This window comes from Burkholderia sp. MBR-1 (assembly GCF_013822785.1).
Classification (GTDB): domain Bacteria; phylum Pseudomonadota; class Gammaproteobacteria; order Burkholderiales; family Burkholderiaceae; genus Burkholderia; species Burkholderia vietnamiensis.
The window spans coordinates 2,009,179-2,025,924 of the sequence record NZ_CP053610.1 but is presented as its reverse complement, the minus strand read 5'-3'; the positions used below and the strand labels follow the sequence as shown (position 1 = coordinate 2,025,924).

Below are 16,746 nucleotides of genomic sequence, written 5' to 3'. Positions count from 1 at the left end.
CGCTGATCAGAACATGTGGCGCACGCCGACCATCGCGCCGAGCTGCCCCATCCCCGCGCCGGGCGTCGTGCCGGCGCCGCCGCCGCTGACCGCGTAGCGCGCATGCGCGCTGTTCCACAGATACGACGATTGCGCATAGACGGCCGTGCGCTTGCTCAGCAGATAGGTCGCGCGCAGCGTGGCCATCGTCGCGCGCGTGTCGTGCGCGCTGTTGACGATCCGGTAGCCCTCGCCGTCGACGATGAACGCCGGCTTCACCGCATACGACGCGCCGACGAAGAACAGGTCCGAATGCGCACCCGGCGCCGCCGGCGAACCGGTCGACACGCGCCGCCCGATCCAGCCCGCGCCGAGCCGCGCGCCGGCCGCCTGCGCATAGGCGCTCACGTGCGTGCGCGCATCCTTGCCGCCGCTGCTCGTGAACGGCACCGGCGCGACGCCGTCGAAGAAGTTCGCGGCCGCGCCCGTGCCGCCGCGCTGCTCCTCGTACGACGCCGCCGCGCCGAAATACGCGCTGTCGTACTTGAGCATCACCGACCAGTTGCGGCACTGGACGGCGTCGCCCGGCACCTGTCCCGCGCACGTGCCCTGCCCCGGCGAGTTGCCGGTGCCGGCGCCGTCGCGCCCGAACGAGTAGGCGGCGCCGAGCGTCACGCCGCGATACGTGCCGACGTAGGTCACGGCGTTGTCCGCGCGGCCGTTCGGCACGTAGGCGTCGAACGAGCCGAGCCCGTAGATGTCGGGGCCGATGATGTCGGCGCCCTGCAGCGCGAGATAGGTCATCGTGTACTGGCGGCCGAAGGCCAGCGTGCCGAAGCCGCTCTTCAGCCCGACGAACGCCTGACGCCCGAACAGCCGGCCGCCCTGGCCGAGATCGCCGCCGCGCACGTTGAAGCCGCTTTCCAGCGTGAACACCGCCTGATAGCCGCCGCCGAGATCCTCCGTGCCGCGCAGCCCCCAGCGCGACGGCAGTTCGCCGGTCACGCCCGGCATGCGCACGACGTGATCGCCGGCCGCGTTCGCGTGCGACACGAACTCGACGCCCGTATCGATGATTCCGTACAGCGTCACGCTCGACTGCGCGTGGGCGCCGGACGCGGCGAGCGCGCATGCGCCGGCCGCCAGCAAGGCTTTGGTGTGCTTCATGTCGATTGTCTCCATACCTGCGTCGAATTCGCGCTCTGACGGCGCTCGTGGTTGAAAGTGGAAAGCCTCAGTCCTGCGCGGCCGGGCGCCGGATCAGCACCAGCGCGGCGATGGCGGCCACCAGCGTGACCGGGATGCTCGCGCCGATCACGACCGACGCGCTGCGGCCCATCGCGAGCAGCTGGGCGGCGGCGAGCGGCCCGACGACCGAACCGAGCCGCCCGACGGCCACCGCGGAGCCGACGCCGGTGCCGCGCATCGCGGTCGGGTAGTAGATCGCGGCGAGCGCATAGAGCACCGACTGGCCGCCGACGACGAACATCCCGGCCGCGAACGCGGCCACGGACAGCCACAGCAGCCCCGGCGCGATCGCCAGCGCCGCGAGCGACAGCACGATTCCCGCATACATGCCGCCGACCACGCGCGACGGGCGCAGCCGATCCATCGACATGCCGATGCCGAGCACGCCGAGGCCGCTGCCGATGTTGAAGAAGATCTGCACGATGCCGGCCTGACTGCGCGCGAGGCCCTTCGCGGCCATCAGCGACGGCAGCCAGTTCAGCAGGAAATACAGCACGATCAGCGTGCAGAAGTAGCTGAGCCACAGCGCGAGCGTCGTGCCGGTGCGCGCGCCGCCGAACAGCGTGTGCCCGACCGTCGGACGCGCGGCGCCCGAGGCGCTGACGTCGAGGAACGCGCGCGATTCCGGCAGCAGCGCGATCAGCACCGGCGCGAGCAGCAGCGGCCCGACGCCGCCGACGTAGAAGATGTGCCGCCATTCGGCGTCGCCGGCGAGCAGCACGCCGATCAGCGACGCGATCACGCCGCCGAACGGAATCCCGCAGTACATCACGGCGACCGCGCTGCTGCGCGAGCGCGGCTCGACCGATTCGGACGACAAAGCGATCAGGTTCGGCATCGCGCCGCCGAGGCCGAGGCCCGTGAGCGCACGCACCGCGACCAGCATCGCGAAGCCCGACACCTGCGCGGTCGCGATCGACAGCAGCCCGAACAGGCACACCGACGCGATCAGCACCTGCTTGCGGCCGATGCGGTCGGCGAGCCAGCCGCCGAGCATCGCGCCCGGCAGCAGGCCGAACGTGCCCGCGCTGAACGCGAGCCCCATCTGCGAAACCGACAACCCGAATTCGTGGGCCATGCGCGGCGCGGCGACGCCGACCGACTGCAGGTCGAGCCCTTCGAGCAACGCGATCGCGAAACACAGGCCGAGCGTCGTCGCGACGGCCGGCCTTGCGGCAACGGAAGTGTCCATGTCGTCTCCAAACCGCGCGGCATGCCGGAAGGCAGCCGCGGCGTCCTTGCTTGTTATGGTGGTCGGGCCGCGCCAATTTATCAGGTAGCCTGATTAACAGCCCGAAATAAAATCCCGTCTGGGACGCGATGATTTAATAACAGGTAACCTGATATTTCAAGTGCAGCGAGCGCGGTGTTAACCCGCAACGCAGCGGGAATCAAAGCCGCGTTGCATCGTGTTGCGGTGCGATGTGGGCAGCGGTGGGGTTGCGGGACGGGAAACTGCGAGGGGCAGGGGTAACGCGAGGGCGAGGGCGAGGGCGAGGGCGAGGGCGAGCGCGAGGGAAGCGGAAGCGGAGGCGGAGGCGGAGGCGGAGGCGATAGCGGTAGCGGTAGCGGTAGCGGTAGCGGTAGCGGTAAGAACAAGCGCCACGACGCGGCAACGGCTACGGCGGCCACGGCCGCCGTAGCCGCCGCGATACTCAGTCGCGCAAATTACGCACGAACAGTTCGAGCGTGCGCTGCACCTGCGCGACGTCGTCGCTGCTCACGTCGTCGCCGAGCATCCGGCGTTCGAGCGGCCGCAGCACCTGTTCGCATTCGCGCAGGATCGCCGAGCCGGCGTCGGTGAGGCGCAGCAGGATCACGCGACCATGGCTCGGATCGGCCTCGCGCGTCACGAAGCCGCGCGCGGCCATCGCGACCATCACCTCGTTCGCGGATTGCGGCGTGATGAACGAGCGCACCGCGAGCTGCGCATTGGACAGCGCGCCGCGCACCTCCAGCACCGACAACGCCGTGTACTGCGCGAGCGTCACGCCGAGCGGCGCGAGTGCATCGCTCATCTGGCGGCGCAGCAGCCGGTCGAGATTGCCGATCAGATAGGTGAGCCGCTGCTGCGCACGCATGCGCGGCCTGGCTTCGGTGGCGCGGGCCGTGCGCTTCGCGCCGGCCGGTTTGACGGGTGTCGAACTCATGAACGTGTCGGTAGGAGAATCGCGGGCCATCTTACCTCACCGGGGCGGCGTGACGGTCCGAGGATGCGCGGCTCGTCGATGCGCTGCGCGACGACCCGGCGCTCGCACGCTATCACTGGCTGCCGACGGTACGCGGCGACCTGCGCGCGAAGCTCGGCCGCGCCGCGGAGGCGACGCGCAACGCGCGCGAAAGGGCATTGCCGCTCGGACGCGTGGCCGATGCATGACCTGCGGTGGCGGATGCGGCACGTCGCGCGCGCGGGCCGCCTGCGCATGGCTGCGGCCAGCGGGCAACAGTCCGTGACAGGTGAAGCAGCGCGCCAGATTCAGACGCTCCACCCGGGACGTCCGAACGCGACGGCAACGACAACGGCGACTGCACCATGCCGCTGCGTGCGCCGTGCGGATGGCCCCGAAGCTCACCCACGAATCCCCCGCGCACCGACCCACAGGCACCCCGTCCCCGCCGCCGCCTCGCTCACCTTGGGCACACGGCAACGCAACGAGCCCCTACCCCGCCATAGCCGCCACACGCGGCAGCCCCGCGCGCAAGCCGGCATCGACCAACGCGAGCCGGTGCGTGAATGCCGCGAGCGGATAGTCGAAGAAGTACCCACCGACCTCGCGCTTGTCCGCACGAAACGGATCGTCCGCCGCCCCCACACCGACGATGCGCAGCGTGCGCGCCCACGCGAACGCGAGCAGCAGCCAGCCGAGCAGCGCGAGATAGTCGTCCGCGACGCGGTACGGCAGCTCGGGATCGCCGTCGCTCGCGTCGAGCAGCGCCGCGCTCACGCGCTCGACCTCCGTGCACAACGCGGCCACCCGCGTTCCGGCGGCGCGCGTGAGCGGGTCCGCCCGCGCGTCGCCGCACGCGGCCGCTTCCGCGCGAATTCGCGCCAGCAACGCGCCGAGCGCGTCGCCGCGATCGCCGAGCACCTTGCGCACCAGCAGATCGATCGCCTGGATCTCGTTGGTGCCCTCATACAGCATCGACACGCGGCAATCGCGCAGCGTTTGCTCGATCCCGTATTCGTGCACGTAGCCGTAGCCGCCGAACACCTGCAGCGCATTCGACGCGGTCGCGAAGCCGTTCGCCGTGAAGAACGCCTTCGCGACCGGCGTGAGCAACGACGCGAGCTTCGTCGCCGCGTCTCGCGCCGACGCGTCCGGGTCGTGCGCGGCGACGTCGAGCCAGTGCGCGATCCAGTAGCCGATCGCACGCTCGCCTTCGACCGTCGCACGCGCATCGAGCAGGATGCGGCGGATCGCCGGGTGTTGCGCGATCGACGCCGCGCGGCCCTGCACGCGTTCGCCCGCATACGCGGACGCAGCCTGCCACGCGCTGTGCGCGTGCCCGACGCCCTGCATCGCGACCTGCAGGCGCGCCGCGTTCATCATCACGAACATCGCGGCCAGCCCGCGATGCGCGTCGCCGACGAGCCAGCCGAGCGCCGCGTCGAAGCGCATCGTGCAGGTCGGGCTCGCCTTCAGCCCCATCTTGTGCTCGATGCCGTCGCACCAGATGCCGTTGCGCACGCGCCCGCCCGCCGCGTCGAGCCACTTCGGCACGACGAACAGCGACAGCCCCTTCGTGCCGGCCGGCGCATCGGGCAGCCGCGCGAGCACCAGATGCACGATGTTCTCGGTCAGATCGTGGTCGCCGCCGGTGATGAACAGCTTGCTGCCGCTGATGCGGTAGCCGTCGCCGGTCGGGTCCGGCGCCGCGCGCGTGCGCAGCAGCCCGAGATCGCTGCCCGCCTGAGGCTCGGTGATGCACATCGTCGTCAGCCATGCGCCGCTGGCGATCTTCGGCAGGATGTCGCGCTTCACGCGCGCGCAGCCGTGCGCGCTCACGCAGGCCACCGCGCCGTGCGTGAGCCCCGGCGACATCAGCCACGCGTGGTTCGCGCCCGCGAGCATCTCCTGCACCGCGACGTCGAGCAGATGCGGCAGCCCCTGGCCGCCGCACGCCGGGTCGAGCGCGAGCGTCGGCCAGCCGGCCGCGACGTAGTCGCGATACGCGTCGCGAAAGCCGGCCGGCATCGTCACGTCGGCCCCGTCGAAACGGCAGCCTTCGACGTCGCCGCTCGCATCGAGCGGCGCGATCCGCTCGGCGACGAAGCGCGCGGCTTCGTCGAGCACCTGCTCGGCGACGCTTACGTCGAGATCGGCCCAGTCCGGCACGCGGCGCCACAGCGCCGGCGCATCGAGCCATTCGCCGATCACGAACAGCATGTCGCGCAGCGGCGCGCGATAGGTGGCGCTCATCGTGCGCCCCTCATGCGCGGCGCGGCGCGCTGGCGACGATCACGCCCGCGTCGGCCGCATCCGGCCCGTACATCGCGTCGACCACCGCCGCGCGATGCGCGAGCACCGCGCGCTGGTTGATCGAACCCTTGTCGGTGATCTCGCCGAGATCGAGCGACGGCGGCGTGTCGAGCACGCACAGCCGCGTGACGAAGCTCGCGCTGCCGGTCGCATCGCGGTTCAGCCGCGCGAGCAAGTCCGCGAAGAACGCGCGCACCGCGCTCGCCTGCAGCACGGTGCGAATGTCCGCGTCCGCCGCCGCGCCGGCCAGGCGACGGCAATCGTCGATGCGCGGGAAGATCATCACGCCGACGTCGTCGCGGTTCATTCCGGTGATCACCGCGTCCTGCACGTACGGCGCGCCGTTCGACACGATGCGCGCGCGCATCGGCCCGACGCTCACGAACGTGCCCGACGACAGCTTGAAGTCCTCCGCGATGCGCCCGTCGAACATCAGGCCGATCTCCGGGCGCGCGGGATCGACGAAGCGGACCGCGTCGCCGCTGCGGTAATAGCCTTCGTCGTCGAACACTTCGCGCGCGTCGTCGCCGCTCGCGCGCCAGTAGCCGGCCATCACGTTCGGCCCGCGAAAGCGCGCTTCGAGCTTGCCGTCGACCGGCACCAGCTTCGCGTCGCAGCCGGGCGCGGGCAAGCCGATGTAGCCGGCGCCCGACATCGGCCCGGTCGTGAACATGCACGACGGTGCGGCTTCGGTCATCCCGAGGCCGGCCATGATGCGGATACGCTCGCCGCAGTGCGCGAGCGTCACGCGCTCGAGCCGGTCCCACGCCGCCTGCGACAGCCCCGCGCCCGCGAAGAAGTACATCCGGACGCGCGAGAAGAACGTGTCGCGCAGCGCGGCGTCGGTCTCGAGCGCGGCCGCGAGCTCCTCCCAGCCTTTCGGCACGTTGAAGTACACGGTCGGCGCGATCTCGCGCAGGTTGCGCAGCGTCTCGGCGAACTTGCCGGCGACCGGCTTGCCGTCGTCGATGTACAGCGTGCCGCCGTTGTACAGCGCGATGCCGACGTTGTGGCTGCCGCCGAACGTGTGATTCCACGGCAGCCAGTCGACCAGCACCGGCGGCTCCAGCCCGAATTGCGGGAAGGTTTCGAGCAGCATCTGCTGGTTGCTGCACAGCATCCGGTGCGTGGTGGGCACCGCCTTCGGCAGCCGCGTCGATCCCGACGTGAAGAGGAATTTCGCGATCGTGTCGCCGGTGACCGCGTCGTGTGCGGCATCGACGCCCGCCGGCCGCGTGTCGAGCAGCGTCGAGAACCGCGTGACGCCGTCCATTCCGTCGGGCGCCGTCACGACCACGCGCTCGACGTCGCTCGGCACCGCGGCGTCGAGCGCGGCGCGGAACGCGGCGCCGTCCGACGCGAACACGAGCCCCGGCGTCAGCAGCGCGAGCGCATGGCGCAGCTTGCCGTAATCGCTCGACACGAGCGAATACGCGGGCGACAGCGGCGCATGCGGAATGCCGGCCCACATTGCGCCGAACGCGAGCTGCAGATGCTCGAGGTCGTTGCCGGACAGGATCGCGATCGGCCGCTCGGCCGACAGCCCGCGATCGAGCAGCGCCTGGCCGATCGCGCGGGCGCGCTCGAGCATCTGCGCATAGCTGATGCCGATCCACGCGCCGTCGGGGCCGCGCCGCGCGACCAGCCAGCGGTCCGGGTGCGCCTGCGCGCCGCTGACGAGCCGGTCGGTGAGCCGGCGCGGATACGCGCCGAGCGCGCTCGCCGCGCGCAAGGTCCAGCAGCCGTCGCGTTGCGCGATCTCCGGCGGCGCCGTGCCGATCGCCACGGGGCGATAGCCGGCGGGGACGGGCTGCACGACGGCCGCGTCGCGCAGTTGGGGTCGTTCCGCATCCACGTTCTGTCTCCGTTCGACTCCGCCCGGCGCGCTCGCGCATGCGGGCGGAGACTTCGTTGTGTCGTTATAGAGTGGCGGCGCCGCGGCGCCGGGTGCTGCTCAAATCGGGTAATGGCGCGGCGTGGTCTGGACGGTGATCCAGCGCAGGTCGGTGAACTCGGCGATCGACGCCTTGCTGCCGAACCGGCCGTAGCCGCTCGCCTTCACGCCGCCGAACGGCATCTGCGCCTCGTCGTGCACGGTCGGCCCGTTGATGTGGCAGATGCCCGATTCGATCCGCTTCGCGAGCTGCATCGCGCGCGCGATGTCGCGGCTGAACACCGCGGCCGACAAACCGTATTCGCTGTCGTTGGCGGCCGCGAGCGCCGCTTCGTCGCCGTCGACGCGCTGCACGGTCACCACCGGCCCGAACGATTCGTCGGCGTAGAGCTGCATCTCGCGCGTGACGCCGTCGACGATGGTCGGCTGCATCACCGCGCCGTCGACCTCGCAGCCGAGCGGCAGCGCGGCGCCGTGCGCGTGCGCATCGGCGACCATCGCGGCGATCCGCTGCGCGGCCGCCGCGCTTTCCAGCGTGCCGAGCACGACGCCCGGCGCGGCCGGGTTGCCGGCCTTCAGCGTGCGCGCCTTGGCGACCAGCCGTGCGACGAACGCATCGGCGACCTTGCGATCGACGATCACGCACTCGGTCGACATGCAGATCTGCCCCTGGTTGAAGAACGCGCCGAACGCGACCGCATCGACCGCCGCGTCGAGATCGGCGTCGTCGAGCACGAGCACGGGCGCCTTGCCGCCGAGTTCGAGCAGCGCCGGCTTCAGGTGCTGCGCGGCGAGCGTCGCGACGATCCGGCCCACGCGCGTCGAGCCAGTGAAGTTCACGCGCCGCACGGCCGGGTTCGCGATCAGCCGCTCGACGATCGCCGGCGCATCCTGCGGCGCGTGCGTGATCACGTTGACGACGCCGTCGCCGAGCCCCGCGTCGTGCAGCACGCTGCCGATCAGCCGGTGCACGCCCGGACATCCTTCGGAGGCCTTCAGCACGACCGTATTGCCGCACGCGAGCGGCATCGCGAGAGCACGCGTCGCGAGGATCACCGGCGCATTCCACGGCGCGATCCCGAGCACCACGCCGCACGGCTGGCGCACGGCCATCGCGATGCTGCCCGGCACGTCGGACGGAATCACCGCGCCGTCGATCTGCGTCGTCATCGCGGCGGCCTCGCGCAGCATGTTGGCGGCGAGCATCACGTTGAAGCCGTACCAGTTCGCCATCGCGCCGGTTTCCGCGCGGCCGGTCTCGATGAATTCGCCGGCGCGCGCGTCCATCCGGTCGGCCGCCGCCAGCAGCCGGCGGCGGCGCTCGGTCGGCGCCAGTGCCGCCCACGCGGGGAACGCGCGCGCGGCGGCCGCGACCGCGGCATCCGCATCGGCGAGCGTCGCCGCGGCCGCGCGCGACGCGACCTGCCCGGTCGCCGGGTCGATCCGGTCGAACGTCCCGCCGTCCGACGCGCCGCGCGACACGCCGTCGATCAACAAACTCACTTCGTGCATTTCGGTGTCTCCTCTCAGGTCTGGCCGCGCGCGTCAGCGCTTGTACGCCTGCAGGCCCGGCTTGATGCTCTTGTCGTCGAGGAACTGCTTGAGGCCCTGCTCGCGCCCGCCTTCCGGGTCGCGATAGTTGGCCTGGTCGAGCTTCGCGTACAGGTAGTCCTCGTTCTGCTCCCAGGTCAGCTCGCGGCAGCGCTTGAAGCCGTGCTTCGCGTTGCGGATCACGACCGGATTCTTGTCGAGCAGCTTCGCCGCGAGCGCGAGCACTTCGTCACGCAGCTGCGCGCGCGGCACGCTCTTGTTGACGAGCCCCATCCGCGCGGCCTGCTGGCCGGTGAACGTATCGCCGGTCATGATGTAGTAGAGCGCCTCGCGATGCCCGACGGTGTCCGCCATCGCCTTGCTGACGAGGTTGCCCGGCGGGATGCCCCAGTTGATTTCCGACAGCCCGAACACCGCCTCGTCGGCCGCGATCGCGAGGTCGCAGGCGACCAGCGGCGAGAATCCGCCGCCGAAGCACCAGCCGTTGACCATCGCGATCGTCGGCTTCGCGTACATGCGCAGCAATTGCCACTGCCAGCGGCTCGCGTCGCGGCGAATCTTCTCCTGCAGGATTTCCGGGCCCGCGTCGATCTCGCGGAAGTACTCCTTCAGGTCCATCCCGGCCGTCCATGCATCGCCTTCGCCGGTCAGCACCAGCACCTGCGCGTCGGCGTCGAGCTCGATCGCCTCGAGCACGTCGATCATCTCCGTGTTCAGCGTCGGGCTCATCGCGTTGCGCTTTTCCGGACGGTTCAGCGTCACCCATGCGATGCCGCCCGCGACCTCGACCTTCACCGTTTTCCAGCGCCCTTCGTAACCCATCTTCGTTCTCCAATGACAGTGCCGCCCCGTGCGACTCGCAACCAATTTACTATCAGGTAACCTGATATGTAAAGTAGAATGGAAGCGGCTCGGGACAAACCCCTAAACGGGCGCGCAAGGCAGTTTTGGCGCGGCGCCGGCCGGCCGCTCACGACATGAGGAGACACGCTTGGACATCGACAACCTGATCGCCATCGACACGCACGTGCACGCCGAAGTGTCGTGCTGCCAGCCGCCGGACCTGTTCGCGAAGGCGTTCGACGACGCGGCCGACAAGTATTTCGGCACGGTGCTGAAGCAGGGCCGCCGGCCGACGATTCCGGAGACGATCGCGTATTACCGCGAGCGCCGGATCGGCTTCGTGATGTTCACCGTCGATTGCGAGAGCAACATCGGGCGGCGGCGCATTCCGAACGAGGAGATCGCGCAATTCGCGCAGGACAACGCGGACGTGATGATCGCGTTCGCGAGCATCGACCCGCACAAGGGCCGCCTCGGCGCGCGCGAGGCGCGCCGGCTGATCGAGGAACACGGCGTGCGCGGCTTCAAGTTCCATCCGACGATGCAGGGATGCTTTCCGAACGACCGGCTCGCGTATCCGGTCTACGAGGTGATCGCCGAATACGGGCTGCCGGCCGTGTTCCACAGCGGGCATTCGGGAATGGGGTCGGGGATGCGCGGCGGCGGCGGGCTGCGTCTGAAGTATTCCGAACCGATCCATCTCGACGACGTCGCCGCCGACTTCCCCGACATGAAGATCGTGATCGCGCACCCGTCGTGGCCGTGGCAGGAACAGGCGCTGTCGATCGCGCTGCACAAGCCGAACGTGTACATCGACCTGTCCGGCTGGTCGCCGAAGTATTTCTCGCCGGAACTCGTCAAATACGCGAACACGTTGCTCAGGCACAAGGTGCTGTTCGCGTCCGATTTCCCGCTGATCCGGCCGGACCGCTGGCTGGAAGACTTTCACGGCGCCGGGTTCCGGCCCGACGTGCATCCGCTGATCCTGAAGGACAACGCGGTCGCGCTGCTGGCGCTGCGTCAGGAAGCGGCGCAGGCGTGACGCGGCACGCCGCGCCCGGCCGCGCTCAGCGCGCGCGCTTGCCCGCGAAGCGCGCGGTCGGCAGCCCCGCGTAGCGGGTCACGGCGACGAACACGCCGCCGGCTGCGGCATCGTCGGCGAGCGCCGCGTCGTCGAGCCCGACGCGCGCGCTGGTCACGTACAGCCGGCCTTCGCCGTCGAGCGCCGCACAGCTCGGCTGCGCGGTCGGCACGGCGACGCGGTCGGTCTCGACGCCGTCCGGCCCGTAGCGCACCACGCGCCTGCCGCCCCACTGCGCGTTCCACAGCCCGCCGTCGCGGTCGACCGTCGAGCCGTCAGGATCGCCGTGCGCATCGGTCAGCCGCGCGAACCCGCGCACGTTGGCCACGTCGCCGCCCGCGCGGTAATCGCAGACGAAGATCTCGCGCACCAGCGAATCGCAGAAGTACATCTTCGCGCCGTCCGGCGAGAACGCGATGCTGTTCGCGATCGCCGCGGGCGGCAACGCGAGCCGCTCAAGCGTGAGATCGGCATCGAGCCGGTAGAACCCGCCGAGCGCGCGCGGCGGCTCGCCGCCCTCGTCCTTCATGCCGAACACGAACGCACCGAACGGATCGCAGCGGCCGTCGTTCAGCCGCGTCGGCAGATCGGGCTCGACGTCGACGATCCGCGTGAACGTGCCGCTGCGCAGATCGAAGAACGCGAGATGGGTCGCGAGCCCGACCAGCAGCACGTCGGACTCCTGCGTGAGCGCGAAGCACGCGAGCCGTTCGGGCATCGGCCACTGCGCGAGTTCGGAGCCGTCCGCGCGGCAGCGCCACAGCCGCGCGCCTTCGATGTCCGTCCAGTACAGCGTGTGCGTCGCGTCGCACCACGTCGCGCCTTCGCCGAGCGTATTGCGGCTGTCCACCAGCAGCTGGGCCGCCGCGCCCGGATGAGTCTGTTGCATGCCGTCTCCCGATATCTGTCTCGTTCGCAGGCGGCCGCGCGTTCGCGTCGGTCACATCTTCATCGCGCGCCGCTGGTTGCGACGATACTGGTCGAACAGCACCGCGAGCAACAGAATTCCGCCGCGTATCAGATATTGGTAAAAGGTCGGCACGTTCAGCAGGCTCATCGCGTCCTGCACCGAGCCCATGATCAGCACGCCGACCAGCACGCCGGAGATCGTCGCGACGCCGCCCGTCAGCGACACGCCGCCGAGCACGCACGCGGAGATCACGCCCAGTTCGAGGCCGACCGACGTTTTCGGGTCGCCGAGGCTCATCCGCGACGCGAGCATCACGCCGGCGAAGCCGGTCACGAGCCCCTGCAGCACGAACACCATGATCTTGATGCGCATCACCGGCAGCCCGGCGAGCAGCGCGGCCTCGCCGTTGCCGCCGACGGCCAGCACGTTCTTGCCGAACACCGTCTTGCGCAGCAGGAAGCCGAACGCGACGAAGCCGACGATGTTGCTCCAGATCGGATACGAGATGCCGAGGAACGAGCCGCCGCCGAGATCGAAGAAGCGCTCCTCGGAGATCATCACCGCATCGCCGTTCGACGTGATGAACGCGAGGCCGCGCACGACCTCCATCATCGCGAGCGTGACGATCAGCGAGTTGATGCGCCAGCGCGCGATCAGCACGCCGTTGACGAGCCCGACCGCGCCGCCTGCGAGCACGCCGGCCACGACGCCGAGCACGACGCTGTGCGTCGCGGTGATGAGCGTCGAGGCGACGACGCCCGAGAACGCGACGATCGACGCGACCGACAGGTCGACTTCGCCGAGCGCGAGCACGAACATCATCGTCACCGCGATCGAGCCGATCAGCGTGACCGACAGCAGCAGGCCCTGGATGTTGCGCGGCGTGAGGAAGTCCGGTACGGTCGCGGACAGCACCGCGAACAGCACGATGAACACCATCACGATGCCGGAGCGGTTGATCAATTGCCACGCGCCGCCGCGCGCGCGCGGCGGTACGGCCGCGGCCGCGGAATCGGGGGACGGAGAACTACGTTGGGGTTGCATTGCCTGGCTCATATCGATTGCTTCCGGTTGACTGCGGGCTAGGGCCTGTTCACGCCAATAACGGGCTTGCGCCGGCCCCACGACCGAATTTTTTCCAAACAGGCCCTAGCGCGGCAGCGCGAGCTTGATCAGCGTGTCGGGCGTCGCCTGCGCCTTCGCGACCTCGCCCGCGATCCGCCCTTCCTTCATCACGATGATGCGGTCCGCCACGCCGATCACTTCGGCGAGATCGCTCGACACGATGATCACGGTGCGGCCCGCTTCCGCGAGTTCGTAAAACAGGTTGTAGATTTCGGCGCGCGCGCCGACGTCGATGCCGCGTGTCGGCTCGTCCATCAGGAACACGTCGATGCGCTCGGCCAGCCAGCGCGCGAGCACGACCTTCTGCTGGTTGCCGCCCGACAGCGCGCCGATCGGCGTGTCGCCGTCGCGCGTCTTGATCGCGAGCCGCTCGATGTACTTCTGCGCGAGCTCGCGCTCGCGCCGCCCGTCGAGCAGCATGCGCGCCGGGCTGAAGTGGCGGCGCGCGCTGATGTTCAGGTTGTCGGCCACCGACGCGATCGCGATGATGCCCTCGTGCTTGCGGTCCTCGGGGCACAGCGCGATGCCGGCGCGCACCGCGTCGCGCGGGCTCCTGAACGCGACGCGCGCGCCGCCCAGCTCGACGTGCCCGCCGGTCGGACGCGCGGCGCCGTACAGCAGCTTCATCAGCTCCGAGCGGCCGGCGCCGACCAGCCCGAAGAAGCCGACGATCTCGCCGCGCCGCGCGGCGAACGACACCGGCTCGGACAGGCCGGGGCCGGTCAAGGCCTTCGCCTCGATCATCACGTCGCCGGCCGCGCGCGGCCGGTAGCCGTAGACGTCCTCGATCGAGCGGCCGACCATGCAGCCGATCAGCCGGTCGCGGTCGAGATCGGCGACCGACTCGAACGTCTCGATCCGCCGGCCGTCGCGGAACACCGTCACGCGATCGCACAGCGCGTCGACCTCCTCCATCCGGTGCGTCACGTAGATGATCGCGCGGCCCTGCTCGCGCAGCGAGCGGATGATGCGGAACAGCTGCGTCGTCTCGCGCGCCGACAGCGAGCTGGTCGGTTCGTCGAATGCGATCACGCGCGCGTCGCGCATCAGCGCCTTGCCGATCTCGATCATCTGGCGCTGGCCGATCGACAGGTACTTCACCGCGATGTCGGGATCGATGTGCTCGCCGAGCCGCTCCAGCGCGTCGAGCGCGCGCACGGCGAGCGCGCGTTCGTCGACCACGCCGAGCCGGCTCGGCAGCTGGCCGAGCATCAGGTTTTCCGCGACCGTCAGCTCCGGCACCAGGTGCAGTTCCTGATAGATGATCGCGATGCCGGCCTCGAGCGCCGCGCGCGTCGACGCGAAACGCTGCTCGGTGCCGTTCAGCGTCAACGTGCCGGCCTGCGGCTGGTTCACGCCGGACAGCACCTTCAGCAGCGTCGACTTGCCGGCGCCGTTCTCGCCCATCAGCCCGTGCACCTCGCCCGCGCGCACCGCCAGCGACACGCCGTCGAGCGCGCGCACGCCCGGGAACGTCACCGTGATGCCGTCGAGCGCGAGCAGCGCGCCGCCGGCGGGCGGCGTCGCGGCGCCGGGCGTGGCCGCGGCGCCGTTGCCGGGCGCGGCCGTGATCGTCTGCATCGTCATCGCGTCGTCGCCCCGCACGCTCAGATGCCCAGCTCGGCGCGCACGGCCTGCCAGTTCGCGCGCGTCATCAGCTTGCCGCTCGTCTGCGTATCGGCCGGCGGCATCCTGCCGTTGCGGATCCAGTCGACGAGGTTCTGCGTGCTGTCCTTGCCGTGGTTCGTCGAGCTGACCGCGATCGTCCCGTAGAAGCCGGTCGGCTCCTTCTTCTGGAACTCGGCGAACGCCTCGCCCGCACCGTTGATGCCGACGCCGATCACGTCCGCGGCCGGGATGTGCAGCTGTTCGGTCGCGCGCACCGCGCCGAGCACGGTCTCCTCGTTGAGCGCGTAGACGACCCATTTCTTCACGTTCGGATGGCGCGCGAGCACCGGCGCGGCCGCGCTGAAGCCGCCTTCGTCGTCGGTCGTCTTCTGCGGCGCGTCGAAAATGTTCTCCTTGCGGAAGCCGTTCGCGAGCAGCGCCTGCGTCGCGCCGTCGGTGCGCAGCTTGGCAGTCGGCAGCTCGTAGTTGGTGATGCGCAGCGCGCCGACTTCCTCGGGCTTCCAGCCGCGCCGCTTCATCTCGTCGGCGATCGCCTGGCCGACCTGGTTGCCGATCTTGGTCGCCGACATGCCGAGGTGCGGCACGTTCGGCAGCGGCTTGCCGGTCGAGTCGACGAGCTGGTCGTCGACCGTCACGAACTTCATGTTGTAGCGCTTCGCGCGCGCGGCGATCGCCGGCCCGAGGCGCACGTCCGGCGCGCAGATCACGAAGCCCTGCGCGCCCTGCGAGCCGAGGTTGTCGATCGCGGCGAGTACCTTCTCGCCGTCCGGCGTGCCGATCTTCACGACCGAGAAGTTCTCCTTCTGGCCGAGCGCGGCGGCCGCGTTCTGCTCGTTGATGAACCATGCCTGCTCGGGCATCTTCACCAGGAAGCCGATCTTCAACGGCGCGTCGGCGTGGGCGGCGCCCTGCATCCCGAGCGGCGCGATGCAAAGCGCGGCGAGCAGCGCGCGCAGGGTGTGTCGGCGAATCGTGCGGTTCATGCGTGTCTCCTTGTATTGGCTTGGGTCTTCAAGTTGCTTCGTGCGCGGCCGCGCGCAGGATGGCGCGCGCCGGCAGGGGTTCAGCGGCCGAACGCGTCGGTGCCGACGCGTCGCCCGAACAGGAACGCGTCGGCGACGAGCCGCAACGGCCGCGCGTCGACGTCGCTTGCACCGCGCGCGATCAGCGCGTGGAACTGCGCATACAGCGCCGCATATTCACGCTGCGGCCCGAGCTCGACCGGCTCGCCGGCGATCGACAGTTGCGCGCCGCCGCGGCTGATCGCGAGCACGCCGTCGGACGTGTCGACCGCGATCTCCCACTGCTCGACGGGGCCGTGCCGCCAGTCGAATTCGGCGTGGACGGGCACGCCGTCCGTATCGGCGCAATCGAGTTCGGCCGCGATCGGCATCTGCGCGTCGCTCGGCACGTACAGCGTCGCCTCGCGTAGCACCAGCTCGCGCGGCAGGATCCGCGTGACGATCGACAGCGCATTGATGCCGGGGTCGAACACGCCGAGGCCGCCCGGCTCCCAGATCCATTGCTGGCCCGGATGCCAGCGCCGCACGTCCTCCTTCCAGCGCACCTGCACCGCGCGGATCGTGCGCGTCGCGAGCCACGCGCGCGCCGGTTCGACGGCGCTCGCGCAGCGCGAGTGCCAGGTCGCGAACAGCGTGAGGCCGCGCTCGCGCGCGAGCGCGTCGAGTGCGGCCACTTCGCCGAGCGTCGCGCCCGGCGGCTTCTCGAGCATCACGTGCTTGCCGGCTTCGAGCGCCGCGCGCGCCTGCCCGTAGCGCACCTGCGGCGGCGCGCACAGCGACACCGCGTCGAGTTCCGGCTCGGCGGCCAGCAACGCGGGCAGGTCCTGATAGTTGCGCACGCCGTTGACTTCCGCATGACGGCTCGCGCACGCGGTCAGCGCGAACCCCGGCTCGGCGGCGATCGCCGGCAGATGCTGGTCGCGTGCGATCTTGCCGATCCCGACGACGCCCAGCGAAATCACCTTGCTCATCTGCGCTTCTCC

Annotated in this window: 13 protein-coding genes and 1 pseudogene; 2 read left to right on the top strand and 12 right to left on the bottom strand. The window is 70.2% G+C overall.

The features are described 5' to 3' along the window. Positions 1-6: 6 nt before the first annotated feature. The 3 genes from MBR110_RS23655 to MBR110_RS23645 form a co-directional block, all read right to left on the bottom strand. Positions 7-1,146: a porin gene (locus MBR110_RS23655; RefSeq protein ID WP_011881189.1), complete on the bottom strand. Its 1,140-nt coding sequence runs from the start codon at positions 1,144-1,146 to the stop codon at positions 7-9. 67 nt (positions 1,147-1,213) lie between these two features. Continuing rightward, complete coding sequence (gene mhpT, locus MBR110_RS23650; protein WP_011881188.1) at positions 1,214-2,419, bottom strand: 3-(3-hydroxy-phenyl)propionate transporter MhpT; 1,206 nt, start codon at positions 2,417-2,419, stop codon at positions 1,214-1,216. A 463-nt stretch (positions 2,420-2,882) separates the two neighbouring features. Further along, positions 2,883-3,377 carry a MarR family winged helix-turn-helix transcriptional regulator gene (locus tag MBR110_RS23645; protein ID WP_011881187.1) on the bottom strand — a complete coding sequence of 165 codons (495 nt, stop codon included), beginning with the start codon at positions 3,375-3,377 and terminating at the stop codon, positions 2,883-2,885. A 71-nt stretch (positions 3,378-3,448) separates the two neighbouring features. Between MBR110_RS23645 and MBR110_RS32250 the strand changes: the two are divergent. Then, positions 3,449-3,604 (top strand): annotated as a pseudogene (locus tag MBR110_RS32250) (RNA polymerase subunit sigma-24); the annotation flags it as partial. Positions 3,605-3,887: 283 nt separating this feature from the next. Here MBR110_RS32250 and MBR110_RS23640 read toward each other — a convergent pair. The 4 genes from MBR110_RS23640 to MBR110_RS23625 all read right to left on the bottom strand — a co-directional run bounded on the left by MBR110_RS23640 (position 3,888) and on the right by MBR110_RS23625 (position 9,975). Then, on the bottom strand, positions 3,888-5,648 hold the full coding sequence (locus MBR110_RS23640; RefSeq protein WP_060044740.1) for an acyl-CoA dehydrogenase family protein: 1,761 nt from the start codon (positions 5,646-5,648) through the stop codon (positions 3,888-3,890). Between the two features lie 10 nt (positions 5,649-5,658). Beyond that, complete coding sequence (locus MBR110_RS23635) at positions 5,659-7,563, bottom strand: feruloyl-CoA synthase (protein WP_011881185.1); 1,905 nt, start codon at positions 7,561-7,563, stop codon at positions 5,659-5,661. Between the two features lie 99 nt (positions 7,564-7,662). Beyond that, positions 7,663-9,114, bottom strand: a complete 1,452-nt coding sequence (locus MBR110_RS23630) for an aldehyde dehydrogenase (RefSeq protein WP_060044738.1) — start codon at positions 9,112-9,114, stop codon at positions 7,663-7,665. A 33-nt stretch (positions 9,115-9,147) separates the two neighbouring features. After that, complete coding sequence (locus MBR110_RS23625) at positions 9,148-9,975, bottom strand: p-hydroxycinnamoyl CoA hydratase/lyase (protein WP_014724288.1); 828 nt, start codon at positions 9,973-9,975, stop codon at positions 9,148-9,150. 169 nt (positions 9,976-10,144) lie between these two features. Between MBR110_RS23625 and MBR110_RS23620 the strand changes: the two genes are divergently transcribed. Further along, positions 10,145-11,038, top strand: coding sequence for a 4-hydroxyphenyl-beta-ketoacyl-CoA hydrolase (locus tag MBR110_RS23620; protein ID WP_011881182.1), 894 nt, complete (start codon positions 10,145-10,147; stop codon positions 11,036-11,038). A gap of 25 nt (positions 11,039-11,063) precedes the next feature. Here the strand turns inward: MBR110_RS23620 and MBR110_RS23615 are convergent, their stop codons facing one another. From MBR110_RS23615 to MBR110_RS23595, 5 genes are all read right to left on the bottom strand, one after another. After that, on the bottom strand, positions 11,064-11,966 hold the full coding sequence (locus MBR110_RS23615) for an SMP-30/gluconolactonase/LRE family protein (RefSeq protein ID WP_046428258.1): 903 nt from the start codon (positions 11,964-11,966) through the stop codon (positions 11,064-11,066). 51 nt (positions 11,967-12,017) lie between these two features. After that, on the bottom strand, positions 12,018-13,043 hold the full coding sequence (gene araH, locus MBR110_RS23610) for an L-arabinose ABC transporter permease AraH (RefSeq protein WP_046428256.1): 1,026 nt from the start codon (positions 13,041-13,043) through the stop codon (positions 12,018-12,020). 93 nt (positions 13,044-13,136) lie between these two features. Then, a complete protein-coding gene (gene araG, locus MBR110_RS23605) occupies positions 13,137-14,699 on the bottom strand; it encodes an L-arabinose ABC transporter ATP-binding protein AraG (RefSeq protein ID WP_059568012.1) in 1,563 nt (520 codons plus the stop codon). Between the two features lie 20 nt (positions 14,700-14,719). Next, a complete protein-coding gene (locus MBR110_RS23600) occupies positions 14,720-15,724 on the bottom strand; it encodes an arabinose ABC transporter substrate-binding protein (protein WP_046428253.1) in 1,005 nt (334 codons plus the stop codon). A gap of 80 nt (positions 15,725-15,804) precedes the next feature. Beyond that, positions 15,805-16,734: a Gfo/Idh/MocA family protein gene (locus MBR110_RS23595; protein WP_011881177.1), complete on the bottom strand. Its 930-nt coding sequence runs from the start codon at positions 16,732-16,734 to the stop codon at positions 15,805-15,807. Between the last annotated feature and the right edge of the window lie 12 nt (positions 16,735-16,746).

Bases quoted from the DNA above. Each gene is read 5' to 3' on its own strand.
- MBR110_RS23645 (WP_011881187.1), bottom strand. From the start codon at position 3,377: ATGAGTTCGACACCCGTCAAACCGGCCGGCGCGAAGCGCACGGCCCGC.
- MBR110_RS23595 (WP_011881177.1), bottom strand. From the start codon at position 16,734: ATGAGCAAGGTGATTTCGCTGGGCGTCGTCGGGATCGGCAAGATCGCA.
- MBR110_RS23615 (WP_046428258.1), bottom strand. From the start codon at position 11,966: ATGCAACAGACTCATCCGGGCGCGGCGGCCCAGCTGCTGGTGGACAGC.
- araH (WP_046428256.1), bottom strand. From the start codon at position 13,043: ATGAGCCAGGCAATGCAACCCCAACGTAGTTCTCCGTCCCCCGATTCC.
- MBR110_RS23600 (WP_046428253.1), bottom strand. From the start codon at position 15,724: ATGAACCGCACGATTCGCCGACACACCCTGCGCGCGCTGCTCGCCGCG.
- MBR110_RS23630 (WP_060044738.1), bottom strand. From the start codon at position 9,114: ATGCACGAAGTGAGTTTGTTGATCGACGGCGTGTCGCGCGGCGCGTCG.
- MBR110_RS23625 (WP_014724288.1), bottom strand. From the start codon at position 9,975: ATGGGTTACGAAGGGCGCTGGAAAACGGTGAAGGTCGAGGTCGCGGGC.
- mhpT (WP_011881188.1), bottom strand. From the start codon at position 2,419: ATGGACACTTCCGTTGCCGCAAGGCCGGCCGTCGCGACGACGCTCGGC.
- MBR110_RS23655 (WP_011881189.1), bottom strand. From the start codon at position 1,146: ATGAAGCACACCAAAGCCTTGCTGGCGGCCGGCGCATGCGCGCTCGCC.
- MBR110_RS23640 (WP_060044740.1), bottom strand. From the start codon at position 5,648: ATGAGCGCCACCTATCGCGCGCCGCTGCGCGACATGCTGTTCGTGATC.
- araG (WP_059568012.1), bottom strand. From the start codon at position 14,699: ATGACGATGCAGACGATCACGGCCGCGCCCGGCAACGGCGCCGCGGCC.